The following is an 18,753-nucleotide window of genomic DNA, read 5'->3' as shown; positions in this document are numbered from 1 at the left end:
CCGGCCTTGGTCGGGCCGCCTGGTCAGTAGACGAGGTATTGCGGCCGGTGGCCCTCGTCCTGGATCTCGCCGGTCGCCTGCGCCTTCAACTTGTGCGAGAGGTCGTCCAGCGCCCGCCAGGCGGCCACCTCCTCGCCGATCCGGGCCAGCGGCCGGTCCTCGGTGCTGCGGATCGCCTCACCGTGGCCGCTCAGGCCTGGCGCCCGGTTACCGGCGAGCCGGGCGTCACACAGCGTGTTCACGCCGTCTTCCTCGAAGCTCAGCTCGACTTCCCACTGATTGTGCATCGCGCGCCTCCTACCTCTCCCCCAGGGTGACCCCGCCCGGGCCTGCCTGCAAGCCTTGCCCTGCGCAGCCGCAGCGGCGAGGATCTGACGGACCGTCCGACGACCGGACGCGCCCGTCCGACGACCGATGGAGCCCGCCGTGCCGATCCTCCCCGAGCCACCGGAGTTGCCCGAACCGCCGGAACTGCCGGACATCCCCGGGCTGCCCGACATCCCGCACCTGCCCGAGGCCCCCGATCTGCCGGACGCACCCGATCTGCCCGACGCACCCGACCTCCCGGAGTGACCTGCCGATGACTGAGCGCACCACCCCCCGCCTGCTGCTGCGCCAGTGGCGCGACACCGATCTCGACCCGCTCGCCGAACTCCACGCCGACCCGGTGGTGATGCGCTACATCGCGGCGGGTGAGCCCCAGACCCGCGAGGAGAGCGCCCGCAGCCTGGAGCGGTTCCGGGCCGGCTGGCGCGAGCACGGCTTCGGGCTGTTCGCGGCGCAGCTGCGGGCCACCGGCGAGTTCGTCGGCTGGGTGGGCCTGGCGGTGCCCGACTTCCTGCCGGAGGTCCTGCCCGCGGTGGAGATCGGCTGGCGGCTGCGCCGGCAGCACTGGGGGCAGGGCTACGCCACCGAGGCCGCCCGCGAGGTGCTGGCCTTCGGCTTCGGCGAGCTCGGCCTGGACCGGCTCGTGAGCATCTATCAGCTGCCCAACCACGCCTCGGCGCACGTGATGGAGAAGCTCGGCATGGTTCCGGAGCGGCGCACCGTCTCGCCGGGCAACGGCCGCGCGGTGCAGGTCACCGAGCTCACCCGGGCCGACTACCTGGCCCGGCACGGCGCGAGCCAGTCCTGACCCGTCTCGACCAGCGTTCTCCCGCCGGCGCGCCCGCTACCACCGGCCGGCCATCGCCCGCCCGCTACTGCTCGCGGCCCTCGCGGCGGGCGATCACGTCGATCAGGTCGCTGATCGTGCCCACCCCCTCCGGGGAGAGGTTGACCGCACGCAGCGCCATGCTGCGCACCCCGGCATCGCGCAGTGCGCCGAGGAGTTCGAGCTCCTGGGCGATGGCCGCACCCTGCTCGTCGTCGAAGAAGTACGCCACCGGTACCTGGAAGAACTGGGCCAGCGCCTCGAGGTGCCGCTTGGTCGGGTTGTCCCGCCGACCGGTGCGCAACTGCCAGAGGTAGGTGGCGGAGAAGGTCTCGCCGGTGGCCTCCCGGCAGGCCTTGGCGACCTCCTCGTGGCTGTACTGCTCACGGTTGGCGCGCCGGACGACCCGGAACAGGCCGTCGATCTTCTCTGCCAGCGACGTTCCGGCCGCCTCGGTGCCGGCTGTACCGGCGGGTTCGGCTTCCGTCATCCCACACCTCCCGGTCGGCCCCCGTACCACTCCAGCACGCGCGGACGCAGCCATCGATGCCGTTTATCCTAGTTCAGGCAGTGACTCGCTGTCAGCGGCGCGGTTCCACTGGCGCGGTTCCGGTACCGCCGACCGCCCTTCCCGTACCGCGGAGCACCCTTCCTGGTACCGCCGAACACCCTTGCCAGGCGGCGCCGATCGGAGTTTGATGACCGGTACGGGACGACTTGCGCCGATTGCCCGACCGGTTGCTGCCCCGCCCCCGAGGAGTGTCGTCATGATCACTGAACGGGCTGTGGAACACGTCGAGTTCACCTGCGGTCACTGCTGGCACCAGTGGTCGGCCGACTACGAGGTCCAGCACTATCGCGACGAGGACGGAAGCGACTGGGAGAACTTCTCCCATGACGGTGTCCCCGCCGGCTCCCCGTACTCGACGGAGGGCGCACCGGCCTGCCCCGAGTGCCACCGCCACTGGGTCGGGCACCTGACCTCCCGCCACCTGCTCCCGCTGTCCGTCGACCCGAGGCACCCGACCGCCGCCCACGCGGGAGGCTGATCGAGCGGTCCGCGCGCGTGCCGGGTGACGGCGGTCGTGGCAAAGCGCAACCTTTCATTGGTGAATGCAACCAATTAGGATGCATTCTACAACCGCCAGGGGCGGGCACCCCTTCCCGGCCACGGCCGGGGGCCGTCCGTGCCGCGTTCGAAGTTCACCGGTGTCGAGAAGGGCCCAGAGTCGCGCCGGGGGCCGCTACCGCCGGTCACCCGGCCCAGCCTGCCGGGGGGTGGGAAAATGGCGAGCAGGAACCGGTCAGGCAGCCAGGCACCAGCCGGGCAGGAAGCGCACCTTCGAGCGGGTCGGCAGCCATGGACGCAGTCGAGCACGAGGACCAGAGCGGTGCCCCCGTCCGTCGCGCGACGACGGACGGGGAGCTGACCCGTGCCCGGCCGGACGGCCTGATGATGGTGCCGATCGCGACCGCCCTGATCGAGGGCAACGGTCGGATCCTGCACTGGAGCCCCGATGCCGAGCAGCTGCTCGGCTACTCCTCCGCCGAGGCCGTCGGCGCGCCCGCCGCCCAGCTGCTGGCCACCGAGGAGCAGCGCCCCAAGGTGCTGGCCCTGTTCGAGGAGATCCTGGCCGGCCGGCACTGGTCCGGGGTGTTCCCGGTGCTCCACCGCAAGGGCCACTTCGTCAACCTGGAGTTCCGCACCCACCCGGTGGCCGGCCCGGACGGCCAGCCGCTGGTGCTCGCGGTCGCCTCCGACGTGACCGCGCTGCGCCGGATCCAGGCCGACCTCGCGGTGCTGGACGGCTTCTTCACCCAGTCCCCGGTGGGCATGGCCGTCTACGACAACGAGTTGCGCTTCGTCCGGCTGAACGAGGCGCTGGCCTCGATCAACGGCCTCTCGGTCGAGGAGCACCTGGGCCGACGGATCACCGACGTCCTGCCCGGGATCAACGGCACCGAGATCGAGTCGGTGATGCGCCATGTGCTGATCACCGGCGAGCCGGTGCTCGACGCCCGTTCGCACGGTCGCACACCCGGCGATCCCGGGCACGAACACGCCTGGTCGGCCTCGTACTTCCGACTGGAGGACCCGCCGGGCCGGGTGCTCGGGGTCAGCTCCACCATCGTCGATGTGACGGACCGTCACCTGGCCGAGTCGCGGGCCGCCCGGGCCCAGGAGCGGCTGGGCCTGCTGGTGGACGCCACCGCCCGGATCGGCACCACCCTGGACCTGCGCATTACCGCCCGGGAGCTGGCCGACGCGATGGTCCCCCGGGTGGCCGACCTGAGCGGAGTCTTCGCGTTGGAACGCCTGGTCACCGGCGCCCAGCCGAAGGAGGGCGTGATCCAGGTCCGCCGGCTGGCGCTCGCCGCCACCGACCCCAGCTACCCGGTGCAGCTCCTCCCGGTGGACGCCGTGTACGACGTCCCGCCGAACTCCCCCTACGCCCGCGCGATGGCCGCCGGCCGCACCGTGGTGGTCCCGTCCTGGGACCTGCCGCCGCTGACCCGCGACATGGACAACACCCAGCTGAGGGAGTACCTCGGCCGCCGGTCCCGCTCGGTGCGGATCACTCCGCTGGTGGCCCGCGGCGCGGTGCTGGGCATGGTGGTCTACTCCCGGCGCGGCGAGCGCGAGTCCTTCGCCGAGGCGGACATCACGCTCGGTGACGAGCTGGCCTCCCGAGCCGCGGTGGCGATCGACAACGCCCGGCTCTACACCCTGGAGCGGGCGGCCGCCGAGGCCCGCCAGCGCGCGCTGGACGAGGCCCATGCCGCCACCGGCCGGCTGGCCCTGCTGAACGAGGCCAGCAACCGGATCGGCACCACCCTGGACCTGGGGCGCACCGCCGAGGAGCTGGTGGAGGTGGTGATCCCGCGGTTCGCCGACTTCGTCACCGTCGACCTGCTGGAGGCCGTGCTGCTCGGGGACGAGACGCCGGTGGTGCCGCCGACCGGGCCGGCGGCGATGCGCGCGGTGGCCGTCGGCGAGCTCAGCGAGGGCGGTCTGCTGACCGGTGCGGCCGATCCGGTGGGCGGCAGCTCGGAGTCGGCCGCCCTGTACGCGCAGAGCCTGCGCAGCGGCAAGTCGATCCTGGTCGCCGAGGTGGACGAGGAGAGCCTGGCCACCATCGTCGCCTCGCCGGACCGGATCCAGCCGGCCCTGGAGGCGGGGCTGCACTCCTATCTGATGGTTCCGCTGCTGGCCCGCGGCCGGGTGCTGGGCGGCGCCGAGTTCATGCGGCTGCGCAATCCCGAGTCGTTCACCGCGGCCGATGTGGCGCTCGCCGAGGAGCTGGCCGCCCGGGCCGCCGTCTGCATGGACAACGCCCGGCTCTACCGCCGCGAGCGGGACACCGCGCTGACCCTGCAGCGCAGCCTGCTGCCGCAGCGGGTGCACGACCCGCCGGGCCTGGAGATCGCCCACCGCTACCTGCCGGCCAGCCTGCTCAGCGAGGTGGGCGGCGACTGGTTCGACGTGGTGCCGCTGCCCTGCGGCCGGGTCGCGCTGGTGGTCGGCGACGTCACCGGGCACGGGCTGCGGGCGGCCGCGATGATGGGCCAGCTGCGCACTGCGGCCCGCACCCTGATCACCCTGGACATGGACCCGGCCCGGGTGCTGCGCCGGCTGGACGAGGCGGCCGCGACGGCCGGCGAAGGCGCGGGCGAGGGCCAGTACGCGACCTGCGTCTGCGTGATGCTGGACCCGGTGGACCGGATCTGCACGGCGGCCTGCGCCGGCCATGTGCCGCCGGTGCTGGCCGCGCCGGACGGCTCCACCCGGATCCTCGACCTGCCGCCGGGCGCGCCGCTGGGCGTGGGCGGCGTGCCGTTCGAGAGCGTGGAGTTCGAGCTGCCGGAGGGCGGCCTGCTGGTGCTCTGCACCGACGGGCTGATCGAGCGGCGGGACCGCGACCTGGACGAGGGCCTGGAACTGCTGCGCAGCACGGTGTCCAAGCAGCACGGCGGTCTGGAACGGTCCTGCGACGCGGTGCTCGCCTCACTGGTCACCGGCACCCGGGAGGACGACATCGCGGTGATCATGGCCAGGTCCCGCCCGATCGGCCCCGAGCGGATCGCCACCCTGGAGCTGACCGGTGACCGGGCGCTGGTCGGCCACGCCCGCCGTTTCGCCCGGCGCACCCTGGAGGCCTGGGGCCTGTCCACGCTCACCGACCAGACCGAGCTGCTCACCAGCGAGCTGATCACCAACGCCATGGTGCACGCCGGCGCACCCACCCAGCTGCGGCTCTTTCGCAACCAGGCGCTGACCGTGGAGGTGTCCGACGTGGACAGCCACGCGCCGCGGATGCGCCGCGCCCTGGAGGACGACGAGGGCGGGCGCGGGATGCACCTGGTGAACGAGCTGGCGCACCGCTGGGGCAGCCGCGGCACCCGGCGCGGCAAGGTGGTCTGGTTCGAGCTGGAACTGCCGCTCGGCACGGTTCCTGACTGACCGTCACCAGGCGGCCCCGGAGCCGGTGAGCCGTTCGCGCAGCTCACGCTTGAGCAGCTTGCCGGAGGCGTTCTTCGGCAGCGCGTCGGGGATGGTGCTGGCGTGGTGGAGGTCCATGGCGTTCGTATATCCGGTCGCCCGAACGGTTATGTTGCGATCTTCCTAAGGAACCCACGGCGTGGTGATCGGCGATACCTGCGTTGATCTGCAATTGTCCGTCTATCGAACAGTCAACTCCGTTCACCTGGCGTTCCGATGATCGTCGACCCCTTGTCCGCAGGGGTGACGGCGCGATGGAATGCGTGAGCTTGTCGGGACGGGCGTTCCAGAGGCACGCGTGCGTCCGACCCCGGTACGCGCGTTCCGGACACGCCCCCTGACGTCTTATCAGACGAAGGGATGTTCATGATCGGCTGGCGTAAACCGCAGCTCGCAGCCGTCACGCTCACCGCCGCCTCCCTGGTCCTGGCTTTCGGGACCAGCGCCAACGGCGCTCCGGCCGTCCCCACTCCGAACGCCCAAGCGGCCTCGGAGAGCGGCGCCCCCACCCCGGTGATCGTGATCCTCAAGGACCAACTCTCCAGCGCCCCGGCCGACTCCGGCCACCTGACCGCCCGCAAGAAGGCGGCCGGACAGGCCCAGGCCCCACTGCTCGCCAAGGTGAAGGCGAGCGGCGGCACCGACATCAAGAGCTTCGTGGTCGGCAACGCGTTCTCCGCCACCGTGAGCCCCGCGCTGCGAGCCGCGCTGCAGGCGGACCCGGCGGTCGCCTCGGTGATCGCCGACGAGACCGTACGGGTCACCCCGCCGGCCCCGGCGGGCGGCGGCGTCGGCTCGGGCGGCACCGGCGGACCGGCCAAGTCGGCCGCCACTCCGTCCACCGCCGCTCCCTCCGCCGCCGCCCCGTCCGCCGCCAAGGCCACCGGCGGCACCCAGGACCCGGGCGCCATCTGTCCCAGCGACCCGGCCAAGCCGCTGCTGGAGCCCGAGGCGCTCTACTCCACCCACACCGAGAGCCGTCCCGGCGCGCCCGGGGCGCACGAGCTGGCCGACGGCACCGGCGTCAAGGTCGCCTTCATCGCCGACGGCCTGGACCCGAACAACCCGGACTTCATCCGGGCCGACGGCTCGCACGCCGTGGTCGACTACCAGGACTTCTCCGGCCAGGGCTACTTCGCCCCGTCGGGCGCGGCCGAGGCGTTCGGGGACGCCTCCGCGATGATCGCCCAGGGCCGGCAGAGCTACGACCTGTCGAAGTTCGTCAACCCGAGCCACCCGCTGCCGGCCGGCTGCAACGTCCGGGTCCTGGGCATCTCGCCGGGCGCCTCGATGGTCGCGCTCAAGGCCGGTGGCGACCTGTTCCCGAACTCGGCGATCCTGCAGTCCATCGACTACGCGGTCTCGGTCGCCCACGTCGACGTGCTCAACGAGTCCTTCGGCAGCAACATCACGCCGGACAGCGGTGCGCACGACACCATCTCGCTCTTCAACGACCAGGCGGTCGCCGCCGGCGTCACCGTCACCGTGTCCAGCGGCGACGCGGGCATCAACGGCACCATCGGCACACCGTCCACCGACCCGCTGGTGATCTCCACCGGGGCCTCCACGGACAACCAGTCGTACGCCCAGACCGGGTACGCGGCCTTCAAGTTCTCCAACGGGACCTGGGACAACAACCGGATCTCGGCGCTCTCCTCCGGCGGTGTCACCCAGGCCGGGCGGACCGTCGACCTGGTGGCCCCCGGCGAGTCGGACTGGGCGCTCTGCTCGCCCGACCTGTCGATCTACACCGAGTGCACCGACTTCAACGGCCAGGGCAGCGGCATCCAGCCGTTCGGCGGGACCAGCCAGTCCGCGCCGCTGACCGCCGGCGCCGCGGCCGTGGTGATCCAGGCCTACCGGGACGCCCACAACGGCGCCTCCCCCGCGCCCGCGCTGGTCAAGAAGTTCCTCACCGGCACCGCCGACGACCTCGGCCTGCCGGCCCAGGAGCAGGGCGCCGGGCTGCTCAACGTGCGCGCGGCCGCCGAGGCCGCCCGCGGCTACCAGACCCCGGCGGGCTCGGCCGACAGCTCCACCGTCGCGGTGACGAGTGGTCAGATCGACCTCACCGGCCAGGCCGGCTCGACCAGCACCGCGAACGTCACGGTGGTCAACACCAGCGACAGGCCGCAGACGGTCAGCGCCGCCACCCGCCAGTTCGCCCCGCTCGGCGACGCGCAGCAGACGGTGCAGCTCGACTCGAGCACCGACCCGCAGTTCCCGTACGCCACCACGGGCGCGCCCTGGGCCTCGCACCAGGTGAAGTTCACCGTCCCGCCGGGCGCCGACCGGCTCGCGGCGACCATCGCCTGGCAGGGCAAGGCGCAGCAGTCCGGCAGCAACACCGTCACCCCCGTGGTCCGGCTGACCCTGCTGGACCCCTCCGGCCGGTTCGAGACCAACTCCCGTCCGCAGGGCGGCGCGGTCTCGCCGAACTGGGGCATCGTGGACGTGCCGCACCCGGTCGCCGGTGAGTGGACCGCCGTGCTCTACACGCCGGTCGGCGCCAAGGGCTTCACCGGCCCGGTCCAGCTGGACACCGCCACCCAGCGCGCGGTGCCGGCCGGCCAGGTCAGCCCGCAGGTCGCCGACCTGGCGCCGGGGCAGAGCAGGACCCTCAAGGTGCAGCTGACCACCCCCGCCGGCGGCGGCGACAGCACCGAGTCGGTCGTGGTCTCCAGCTCCAACGGCCGCACCACCAGCGTGCCGGTGGTCCTGCGCAGCCTGGTGCCGCTGAACGGCGACACCGGCAGCTTCACCGGCACCATCACCGGCGGCAACGCCCGCTCCTTCTCCCCCGCGCAGAGCTTCGCCTGGGCCTTCGACGTGCCGAAGGGCCACCAGGACCTGCGGGTCGGCGTGACCGTGGCCAAGGACCCGAACCTGGTCCTGCAGGGCGTGCTGGTCAGCCCGAACGGGACGGCGGTCGACGCCGAGAGCAACGCGGTGCTGGACGCCACCGGCGCCATCTCCGCCACCACGACGGGCGTCTCGACCACCGGCGTCAACCCGGTCGCCGGGCGCTGGCGGTTCGTGCTCAACGTGCTCAACCCGGTCTCCGGGGCCGAGCTCGGCCAGGACTTCACCGGCGTGATCGGGCTCGACCAGGACCAGGCGAGCGCGCCCGGCCTGCCGAACTCGACGCACGCCAAGCTGCCGGCCGGCAAGCCGGTCGCGGTGACGGTCGACTACACCAACAACACCGCCGCGGTGCAGCAGATCCAGGCCGACGGGCGACTCAACAACCGGGTGAACCTGCCGCTGGTGCCGCTGGGCACCTCGGCCACGGTCTCGCTGCCGCTGACCACCAGCTCGACGGTGCCGGGCTTCATGATCCCGCCGGGCACCGACCAGCTGACGGGGGTGGCGGCCTCCACCACCCCCGCCCAGTTCGAGCTGAGCGGCCCGACCTCCTCGCCGGACCTCTTCGGTGACCTGAAGAAGGCCCAGGACGGCTCGACCCTCTCGGTGGTCAAGGCCGCCGGCAGCGCCGCGCAGCCGCTGGCCTCGGGCTTCTGGAGCACCTACGTGCAGCAGATCGGCCCGTTCCCGGCGGCCGGCGCACCGAGCGGCAGCTCGACGATCACCGCCTCGGCGCACACCCTGGCGTTCGACCCGGCGCTGAGCTCCAGCACCGGCGACCCGTTCGCGCTCGCCTACAACGCCACGGCACCCGCCACCACCCCGGTGACGCTCCAGCCCGGCGAGAGCGGCTGCCTGCAGGTGACCCTGACGCCGCAGGGCGCCAAGGGCAGCGTGGTGCGCGGTGTGCTCTACCTGGTGTCCGCACCGGGCGGCGCGGTGCTGGCGAACACCCAGTTCGCCACCACCGGGTCGGTACTGGCGGCGATCCCGTACAGCTACACGGTGAGCTGAGGTTCGGATACACGGTGAGCTGAGGTTCGGATACACGGTGAGCTGAGCCCGCTCGCTCTGGTCCACAGCGGCCGCTCCCACCTCGGTGGGGGCGGCCGCTCCGCGTTGTGACACCCTCTGCGGGTGACTCCTGCTCCACTGCGCAACCCCATCGGCGCCCACGTCCCCGTCGCCGGGCGCGGGCTGGTCGGCACCGGGCTCGCCTACAACGAGCGGATCGACGGCGAGGCGGTGCAGGTCTTCGTGGCCAATCCGCGCGGCTGGGCCACCCCCGCCGGCGACCCCGCCCAGGACGAGGCCTTCCGAGCCGCCTGCGCCGAGCGGTCCATCCCCGCCTATGTGCACGCCCCCTACCTGATCAACTTCGGCTCCGACAGCCCCGCCACCCTCGAGCGCTCCACCGCCTCGCTGCGCCACTCGCTGCTGCGCGGGCACGCGATCGGCGCGCTCGGGGTCGTCGTGCACACCGGCTCGTCCATCGCCGCCGACCGGCGGACGACGGCGATGGCCCAGGTCCGCGCCGACCTGCGCCCGCTGCTCGCCGAACTGGACGAGCTCGGCGAATCCGCCCCCTGGCTGCTGCTCGAACCCACCGCCGGCCAGGGCAGCTCGCTCTGCTCCCGGCTGGAGCAGCTGGCCGAGTACTTCGAAGCCGTGGACGCCCACCCCAAGGTCGGCGTCTGCCTGGACACCTGCCACGCCTTCGCCGCCGGCCACGACCTCGCCGCCCCCGGTGGGATGGCCGCCGCCCTGGACACCCTCGAGGCCGCCGTCGGTCCCGGCCGGCTGCGGCTGATCCACGCCAACGACTCCAAGGACATCGCCGGCGCCCGCAAGGACCGGCACGCCAACATCGGCGACGGCCACATCGGCGCCGACCCGTTCGCCGAGCTCTTCGCCCATCCCGCCACCGCGGGCGTCCCGCTGATCCTCGAGACGCCCGACCGCAGCGCCGCACCGGGCTTCGGGCACGCGGCGGACGTGGTGCGGCTGAAGGAGCTGCGGGCTCGGGCCCTGGTGTTCGGCTGACGGTTCGTCAGAATGGTTCGGATGTGCGCTACTTGGCCCTCCCGAAGCGCCTCGCGCACCTCCTAACGCACCTCCTTCCGCGCCCCTGAGCACTGGTTCGCGCCCGGACCGCACCTGCGGTGCAAGGATTCCGCAAGGCTTCGGCAGGGCTTTCACCAGCGCCCGTGGAAAGACCCCGGGAGGCTGCGACCAGCGGCCGAACGTCGAGGTTCCGAGGGGGAATTCGGTCATGTCGTCGACCCAGCCGTCATCCGGCGCGGTACGTCGTGATCCCGTACGTCCTGATCCTGCACGTCGTGATCCCGTACGTCGTGATCCCGGGCAGTGGGCCACCCTGCCCGACTGCAAGAAGGTCCTGGTGGTGATCCACACCCTGGTCTACGGGCGGCGGATCCAGGACCTGCTCGTGCTCTTCCGCTCCGACCTGCGGGTCCACGTGGTCTTCACGGTGGCCCCGCACGCCTTCAACAACGGCGTCGAGCAGGTCCTCGCCGACCTGGGCGGCACCGTGCTGCCCTGGGAGCAGGCCTGCCGGACCGACTTCGACCTGGTGCTCACCGCCGGCTCGCAGGGGATGGAGCAGCTGCGCGGCCCACTGGTCCGGCTGCCGCACGGCGCCGGGCACATCAAGCTCTCCCGACCGCAGGACGGCGGCGAGCGCACCGTCGGGGGCATCGGCCGCAGTTACCTGACCTGGGACGGCAAGGTGGTGCCCAGGGCCTTCGCCGTCGCCCACCGGGAGGACCTGGACAGCCTCGCCCGCTGGTGCCCCGAGGCGCTGCCGATCACCGAGGTGGTCGGGGACGCCTCGTACGACCGGATCGCGGCCGGCCTGCCGCATCGGGCCGCCTACCGGCGGGCACTCGGCCTTCGCGAGGACGAGCGGTTCGTCCTGGTCTGCTCCACCTGGGGCCTCGGCTCCGCCTTCAACCGGCTGGACTCCCTGCTGCCCCGACTGCTCACCGAGCTGCCCCGCGAGCAGTACCGCACTGCGCTGCTGGTGCACCCCAACGTCTGGTCGGGTCACGGTGGTTGGCAGGTGCGCTCGTGGCTCGCGGACGGCTCCGACGGGAGCCTGTCGCTGCTGCCGCCTGAGTGCGACTGGCGGCCGCTGCTGATCGCGGCCGACTACGTCATCGGCGACCACGGCTCGGTGACCCTGTACGCGACCATGACCGGCGCGCCGATCCTCACCTCCCGCTACCCGTTCCAGTCCGTCAACCAGCACTCGCCCGGCGCCCAACTCGCCCGCACCGCGCCGGCGCTGTCCCCGACCCGGCCGCTGGGCGAGCAACTCGCCTACGCCGCACAGCAGTACCGGGCCGACGACTACCAGCCGATCGCGGCCCGGATCTCCTCGGAGCCGGGCGCCTTCCACGCCAACATGCGACGACTGCTCTACCGCATCCTGGAGTTGGGCGAGCCGGCCCACCCGCCGATGACCGAGCCGCTGGCGATGCCCGCTCCGCTCTCGGAGAAGGAGAACTGATGGACCGTCACGATCGTCGTGATCGCCATGACCGTCGGACCGTGGTGACGCTGGCGCCGGGCGAGACCGGGCTGCTGGCGGGGGTGGAGCTGCCGGGAGCCGCCGACGCCGCGCCGCTGCTGGCCCACCTGGATATCTCGGGGGTCCGGGTGGGGACCGTGGACGAGCACCTCTGTGTCGGTCTCGACCAGCCGGGGCCGGCGGCGGGGTGGGCCGACGTCCTGTGGGGCGAGGCCGAACGGCTCGCCGACGGGGAGGCGGACGAGGGCGAGAGCGAGAGCGAGGGCGAGGGCGAGGTGCTGAGACGCCACCCCGGGTGCCTGGTACTGGCGCTCGGGCGACCGGACGGCACGGTGCTCACCCGGCTCGCCGACGGCAGCTGCCGGCGCTGGGTCCCCGGGGCGGGTGCGCGGGGCGTGCCCGCCAAGGTGCTCGGCTCGCTGCTGCACGCCTGCCTGGTGGCCGAGGTGCCGCCGGACGGGATCCGTTCGGTCTCGCTGCTGGTCCCGGGTGCGACGTACCGGCTGACGGCTCGGGAGGACGTCCAGCCGGTCGTTCGGGCGGACGCCCAGCCGGACGTCCAGCCGGACGTCCAGCCGGATGCTCAGCTCTCCGGTGGCGCGAGGCGGCACACCTTCCCGGTGAGGCGCTGGACGTCGGGAGCGCCGACTTCCTGATAGAGGCTCAGGGAGGCCTCGTAGCGGAGCAGGGCCCGCTGCGGGGCCTCCCGGGCCTCCTCGAGTTCGCCGCGCAGTTCCAGTGCGCGTGCCTCCCAGTTGCGGGAGCCGGCGGTACGGAACATCTCGGCGGCCTGAGCAAGCGCTTGCTCAGCCGCCTCGTACTCGCCGAGGACGGTCCGTGCCTGCCCGAGGAAGGCCAGCGCCCGGGCTGCCTCGTAGGGTTCGGCGAGAGCCAGCAGGGTCTCGTACGCGCTGGTGAGTTCGGGCAGCGCCAGCTGCGGCCTGCCCTGGGCGAGCGCTACGTCCCCCAGGGTCACCCGGGTCAGCGCCGCGCCGCGCTGGTAGCCGACCGCGAGCCGCAGCTCCAGGTCCTGGCGGAAGCAGTCGACGGCCTCGTCGAGGCGACCGGCCAGCCGGTGGGCCTTCCCGATCCCGTGCAGGGCCTGCGCCTGGGCCTTGAGGTCACCGTCCGCGCGGGCCAGGTGCAGCGCCTCCTGGTACCAGACGATCGACTCGTCGGCCTCGCCGAGATTGCGCAGCCGGCCGCCCCCGTCGGTGAGCATCCGGGCCAGGCCGGCCGGATCCCCCTCGCGGCGCGCCGCAGCCAGGCCCAACCGGTTTGCCTCGGCGCCGAGTTCATGGGCGCGCAGGCGCAGGAAGAGCGGGAACATCGCGTCGACCAGCTGCCAGGTGAGCGCGAACCAGCCGTTGGCCGAGGCCGTCCGGACGGCTTCGAGCAGGTGCCGTCGCTCCTGGTCCAGCCAGCGCAGCGCAGCGCGCTCGTCGGCGGGACCGTCAGCTTGCGGCGCCAGGTAGTCGCGGCGCAGCGTCGCGTGGTTCGGGGTAAGCAAGCGCTCAGCAGCCGTGGCGCAGGCCAGGTACCGCTCCAGCACCCGGCGCAACGCGGCCTCCCGCTGCGAGCTCGGCTCCGCTGCCCGTGCCCGGGCCTGCGCGTGCAGGCGCACCAGGTCGTGGAAGCGGAACCGGTCGGTCCCCAGGTCCTCGACCAGGTTCGCCTCGGCCAGCGCGTCCAGCAGCAGCTCGGCCTCCGGCGGCTCGTCTCCGGTGAGCGCGGCCGCGTCCGCGGCGGTGAAGTCGCTGAATGGGAGCAGGCCGAGCCGGTGGTAGAGCCGGTCCGGGCCCGGGGCGAGTGCGGCACAGGATGCGTCCAGGGCACTCTGTACGGCGAGTTCGCCTTCCAGCCGGAGCACGGCCAGCCGTCCGCTCTCCTGTTCCAGCGCGGCGGCGGTGGCGGCGAGCGTGAGCCGGGGGCGGGCAGCGACCCGGGCCGCGACCAGCGAGACGGCGAGTGCCAGACCGCCGCAGTGCGCGACCACCTCGCGGACCGCCTCCGGCTCCTCGGCCGCGCGTCGCCGTCCCACCCGGTGCAGCAGGATCTCGGCGGCCGCATCCTCGTCCAGCAGCCCGAGCGGCCGGAACACGGCACCGTCAACCCCCAGGCCGGTGAGCCGGTTTCGGCTCACCACCACGACCAGGCCGGCCGCCGATCCGGGCAGCAGTTGGCGGACCTGGGCAGCGGTCAGCGCGTTGTCGAGCATCACGGCGATCCGGCGCTCGGAGGTGACGGACCGCCAGAGCGCGGCGGCCTCGGCCGGCGCATCCGGCACCCGGTCGACCCCGAAGGCCCGCAGGAACGCCCCCAGGGTCTCGCCCACCTCAGCCGGGCCGCCGGGGGCATGGCCGCGCAGGTCGGCGTAGAGCTGACCGTCCGGATAGCGCGGGCTCAACTCGCGCAGCCACTCCAGCACCAGTGCTGTCTTGCCGACACCGGCTGGGCCGCTGACCACCACCAACTGCCGCGCCGCCGGCTCGGCCGCGAGCAGCGCCAACTCGGCGAGTTCGGCCCGGCGGCCAATGAACGGTCCGGCCGGCGGGGGAAGTTGGCGTGGTGTCGGCCGCACGGCCGGAGCCGTGTGCAGTTGAACGGAACGCGCCTGCACCACTGTCCCGAACATCTGGCCACCGCTGATCGTGTTCGCCGTCACGGTGGCGCCGGCGTGCTCCGCGATCCAGCGTCGCAATCGGTCGGCGAACTCGCCTTCGCCTACGGCCCGTTCGAGCAGCGCCGCCGCCAACTCCCGATCGCTCCGCCGGGCCTGCGGTAACCAGCCCAACAGTCCTGCCAGTTCCGCCCGTTCGCACGCGTCCGCGCCCGCGACCACGGCCTCGACCGCATCGATCGCCAGTGGTCCCATTGGTCCTCCCCCAACCGCATGGTCACCATCCGGTCAACTTCTGATCGCCGCGACTCTCCGTTCAATCGATTTACGTCAAAGACTTTGCACAACCAGCAAGAGGTGGTGAGGTGTTCTCTACCCCGCGAGCACACGTGGTAACGCAGTCGCCCCCAGCACTGGCACCTCGGAACGCGGGGCGGGGCGACGCCCGACCGAAGGGGGAGAACCTTGGTAGAGCTGCGACTCCTGGGTACGGTCGAGCTCCTGGCGGACGGCAGAGGGACCAGACTCAGCCCGGAGAAAGTCCGCTGCCTGCTCGCGGCCCTGGCGCTGGACGCCGGTCGACCGCTGTCACTCGAAACCCTCGCCGACCGGCTCTGGGACGGCGACCTGCCCGCCGATCCGGCAGCGAGTCTGCACTCGCTCATCTCCAAGGTCCGCCGCGCACTGCGCACCGCCGCCGAGGCGGAAGCAGCCGGGCCGCCCCTGCTGGTGGTCAGCCGCGCACACGCCTACACCCTCGACGCCGACCCGGGCCTGGTCGACTACCACCGCTTCCGCCGCCTCGCCGACCGCGCCCGCACCGCCGCCGAGGGCGGCGACGACGAGCAAGCGCTTGCTCACCTCACCCAGGCCGAATCCCTCTGGCGCGGCGACCCGCTGGCCGGCCTGCGCGGCGAATGGGCCCACACCGCCCGAGCCCGGATGACCGCCACCCACCTGGCCACCACGATCACCCGCTCGACCGTCGAACTCCGGCTGGGCCGCTTCGCCGACCTGGTGCCGGAACTCTCCGAGCTGGTCTCCGCGCACCCCACCGACCAGACCCTGGTCGCCCGCCTGATGCTCGCCCTGCACGGCGCCGGCCGCCAGGACGAGGCACTCGCCGTCTACCTCCACACCCGCGGGGTCCTCGACAAGCGCCTGGGCACCGACCCCGGCAAGGAACTGACCGACCTCCACACCGGCATCCTCACCGGCACCCCCGCCCCCGACCTGGTCCCGCGGCCGGCACCGACCGCGACACCGCTCGCGCTCGCCCCACCGATGACATCGCCGTCGAACCTCGCGCAGCCACGGCCGCTGGTGGGCCGGGAACACGAGCTGTCGCGCCTCGGCCCCGGCCCAGGGGCGGTCTGCGTCACCGGCATGGGCGGTATCGGCAAGACCGCTCTCGCCACCCAAGCCGCCCATCGGTTACGCGACCAGTACCCGGCCGGCCAGTACCTGCTCAACCTGCACGGACACTCCGCCGTCCGAGAGCCGATGACCGTGGAAGCCGCCCTCCCCAGCCTGTTCCGACTGCTCAACTTCCCGGTCCAGGCGATCCCGGCCGATCATGAGGGCCGACTCGCTTACTGGCACCGGCAGATCGGCCGCCTCCGGTACGTGCTCATCCTTGACGACGCGGCCAACACCGCTCAGGTGCGCCCCCTGCTACCCGTCGAGACCGCCTCACTGATCATCATCACCAGCCGCCGACGGCTGAGCGAGCTACCAGGAGTGCGTCAGACCGTGGTCGAGGCGCTACCAGGACAGGACGCGATCGAGCTGTTCCAGCGACTGGTCGGGCCGGAACGGGCGACCGACCTGGAGCGGGTGGGCGAGGTGGTCGCGCTGTGCAAGTGCCATCCGCTGGCGATCGACATCATCGCCACCCAGTTCAAAACCCGTAGTTCCTGGACTCTCGACCATCTGATTCACCGACTGTCCCAGGCGTCTCATCTGCTCGATGAGATCCACGATTCCGAGCGGGAGTTGACTCCCTTGCTGGATCTCTCCTACCAGGCGCTCCGCCCTGACCGCCGGCTCGCGTTCCGCCGCCTGGCGCTGCATCCCGGACCCCGATTCGACACCCACGCAGCGGCCGCTCTGCTCGGCAGCTCCCGGTACGCGACCGAACGTTCACTACTCGAATTGATCGATACTCACCTGATCGAGGAGAACTCACCCGATTCGTATACCTTTCATGATCTTCTGAGCGCGTTCGCCGTCCGCGCCTCGCACCAGGAGGACACGGCGCAGGAACGAGAGGACGCGCTCGGTCGGCTGGTCCGGTTCGCGATCGCCTCGGTGGACCGAGTCGACCGGCTCCTCTACCCGCACCGCCTACGCCTCGATCACCCCACGCCCGCGACACCGCCCGCCGAGGACCTCGACTGGTCCACCCTCGCAGATGCCCGCCAGTGGCTGGTCACCGAGCAGGCCGCGCTACTGGCCATCCAGCAGCACGCCGCCAGCCACGGGCATTTCACCGAAGCTGGTCAACTCGCCCACTCACTCGCCGGTTTCCTCGACGCCGAGGGGCGCTGGACCGAAGCCGTCAACCTCCACCGCTCCGCGGTCGAGCACTGGCACACCATCGGCCGACCCGAGGCCGAGATCTACGCGCTGCTCGACCTGGCGACGGCCTACCTACGAATCGCCAACTACTCGCAGGCGGCAGTCGTCATCGACCGTGCCCTCAGCCTGGCCCGAGCCGCAGACGACCTCAGTGCGGTGGCCGAGGCCATGAGCCTGGCGGGGATCCTGCAGGGGAACCTGGGTGAGTACCGGAGGGCGTTGGAGCTCCAGCAGGAGGCGCTCGCCGTGAGCCGCCACCATGGGGCCCTCCGACAGGTCGACCGTTTGCGGAACAATGTCGGAATCGCCTACTCGCTGCTGGGTGACCACGCTGCAGCCAACGCCGAATACGAACAGGCACTCACCGGCTTTCGGCGCTCGGGAGACCTGCGACTCGAAGCCAAGCTCCGCGTCAATCTCGGTCTGCTCCACGAAGGACAGGGCGACCTGCGCGCAGCAAGAGAATCCTTCGAAGGCGCACTGGCAATCGGCCACTCGGTGCTGTCGCCGCTGGAACTCGCCACCATTAGAAACAACCTGGCGGCAACCTTGGACATCGCAACGGAACTCGACCGTGCCCGAAGCCTCCAACGGGTCGCATTGGAGACCTTCCGTCAGCACGGCGAACGCTGGAGTCAGGTGGCGACCATGATCGCGCTCGGCACCCTCCATCTTGACGCACGCGACCCCGCCACGGCCGAGGAGTGGTACCAGCAAGCCGTCACCCTTGCCACCATCATCGGCGCCGACCATCACCGCACCGTCGCACTTCGCGGCCTCGGGCTGGCCGAGCTGGAGACCGGTCGACTCGACATCGCCGGAAGGCACTTGGAGGCCGCAGTGGACCTTGCTCGTCAGCTGAACGCGCCCGTGGAGGAAGCAGCGGCACAGTCCGCGCGCGCCAAGCTTCTGGTCCGGCTCGGCCACAGCCGAGCCGTCGCGCGTCGAATCTAATCGGTCCGACTGACATCTTTTCTCGCTCATATGTGCGGCAGCAAGGTCGGATGATACGACGTTTCGGTCCGGTGCTCGGTCGGATTTGCAGCTCGGCCCGGTAGTTGACCTATGATCATCGTTAAGCTTCCGCACAGAACAGAGCCTGAAAGAGGGTCAATTCGCGCATGCCCTGCATAGCCGCACTGACGGCGCTCATCTGCGTCGGCATCCACTTCTGGATGTGACAGCTGCCCTCCCGTCGAAACAACGGGAGGGCAGCTCGCTTTCAAGGCAGGGCGAGGAAGACCCACCATCCGGGTTCAGCATCCGGCTAACCACCACAGCGGCGCCACGGACGGGGCAGCACTCGGGCGGTCAGCTCCTGACTGGAACGAGCTTGGCTGGCGCGTCCAACCAGACGGTCTGTCCGTCGGGGGTGACAGTGAGACCGAACCGGTCGAAGCCTGGTCGCCCATGGTCCGCCCACCACTGCCAGGCGCCGGCTACCTGGTCCCACAACCGGCGGGGCCCGGACTGCACAACCA

At 71.9% G+C, this 18,753-nt stretch carries 12 protein-coding genes; 9 read left to right on the top strand and 3 right to left on the bottom strand.

The annotated features are described in order from the left end of the window. Positions 1-23: 23 nt before the first annotated feature. Positions 24-287, bottom strand: a complete 264-nt coding sequence (locus tag BR98_RS39870) for a dsRBD fold-containing protein (protein WP_035850823.1) — start codon at positions 285-287, stop codon at positions 24-26. A gap of 139 nt (positions 288-426) precedes the next feature. Here BR98_RS39870 and BR98_RS39865 point away from each other — a divergent pair, with 139 nt between their 5' ends. Then, entirely contained in the window at positions 427-573 is a 147-nt protein-coding gene (locus tag BR98_RS39865) for a hypothetical protein (protein ID WP_157538033.1), read from the top strand. Between the two features lie 7 nt (positions 574-580). Further along, positions 581-1,135, top strand: coding sequence for a GNAT family N-acetyltransferase (locus tag BR98_RS33275; protein WP_035850821.1), 555 nt, complete (start codon positions 581-583; stop codon positions 1,133-1,135). A 64-nt stretch (positions 1,136-1,199) separates the two neighbouring features. Here the strand turns inward: BR98_RS33275 and BR98_RS33270 are convergent, their stop codons facing one another. Further along, positions 1,200-1,643 (bottom strand): helix-turn-helix domain-containing protein, encoded by a 444-nt coding sequence (locus BR98_RS33270; protein WP_035850812.1) that lies wholly within the window; start codon positions 1,641-1,643, stop codon positions 1,200-1,202. A gap of 277 nt (positions 1,644-1,920) precedes the next feature. Here BR98_RS33270 and BR98_RS33265 point away from each other — a divergent pair, with 277 nt between their 5' ends. The 6 genes from BR98_RS33265 (at position 1,921) to BR98_RS33240 (ending at position 12,728) form a co-directional block, all read left to right on the top strand. Further along, positions 1,921-2,202, top strand: a complete 282-nt coding sequence (locus BR98_RS33265) for a hypothetical protein (RefSeq protein WP_051970710.1) — start codon at positions 1,921-1,923, stop codon at positions 2,200-2,202. Positions 2,203-2,513: 311 nt separating this feature from the next. Further along, entirely contained in the window at positions 2,514-5,615 is a 3,102-nt protein-coding gene (locus BR98_RS36820; RefSeq protein WP_051970707.1) for a SpoIIE family protein phosphatase, read from the top strand. A 405-nt stretch (positions 5,616-6,020) separates the two neighbouring features. After that, positions 6,021-9,533 carry a S8/S53 family peptidase gene (locus BR98_RS33255; protein WP_035854708.1) on the top strand — a complete coding sequence of 1,171 codons (3,513 nt, stop codon included), beginning with the start codon at positions 6,021-6,023 and terminating at the stop codon, positions 9,531-9,533. Between the two features lie 123 nt (positions 9,534-9,656). Next, positions 9,657-10,562, top strand: a complete 906-nt coding sequence (locus tag BR98_RS33250; RefSeq protein WP_407639523.1) for a deoxyribonuclease IV — start codon at positions 9,657-9,659, stop codon at positions 10,560-10,562. A 358-nt stretch (positions 10,563-10,920) separates the two neighbouring features. After that, complete coding sequence (locus tag BR98_RS33245; protein WP_324606700.1) at positions 10,921-12,051, top strand: hypothetical protein; 1,131 nt, start codon at positions 10,921-10,923, stop codon at positions 12,049-12,051. Beyond that, the gene (locus BR98_RS33240; protein WP_157538031.1) at positions 12,051-12,728 is read left to right on the top strand and encodes a hypothetical protein; all 678 of its coding nucleotides are present in this window, start codon (positions 12,051-12,053) and stop codon (positions 12,726-12,728) included. Before BR98_RS33245 ends, BR98_RS33240 begins: the two co-directional genes overlap by 1 nt. Here the strand turns inward: BR98_RS33240 and BR98_RS33235 are convergent. Then, complete coding sequence (locus BR98_RS33235; RefSeq protein ID WP_083977285.1) at positions 12,656-14,947, bottom strand: ATP-binding protein; 2,292 nt, start codon at positions 14,945-14,947, stop codon at positions 12,656-12,658. The genes BR98_RS33240 and BR98_RS33235 overlap by 73 nt on opposite strands. A 210-nt stretch (positions 14,948-15,157) precedes the next feature. Here BR98_RS33235 and BR98_RS33230 point away from each other — a divergent pair, with 210 nt between their 5' ends. After that, positions 15,158-18,226: an AfsR/SARP family transcriptional regulator gene (locus tag BR98_RS33230; protein ID WP_051970705.1), complete on the top strand. Its 3,069-nt coding sequence runs from the start codon at positions 15,158-15,160 to the stop codon at positions 18,224-18,226. Positions 18,227-18,753: the final 527 nt, after the last annotated feature.

Source organism: Kitasatospora azatica KCTC 9699, from assembly GCF_000744785.1.
Taxonomy (GTDB): domain Bacteria; phylum Actinomycetota; class Actinomycetes; order Streptomycetales; family Streptomycetaceae; genus Kitasatospora; species Kitasatospora azatica.
Note: the sequence above shows the minus strand (reverse complement) of the source record. Positions and strands in the feature narration are given on the sequence as shown.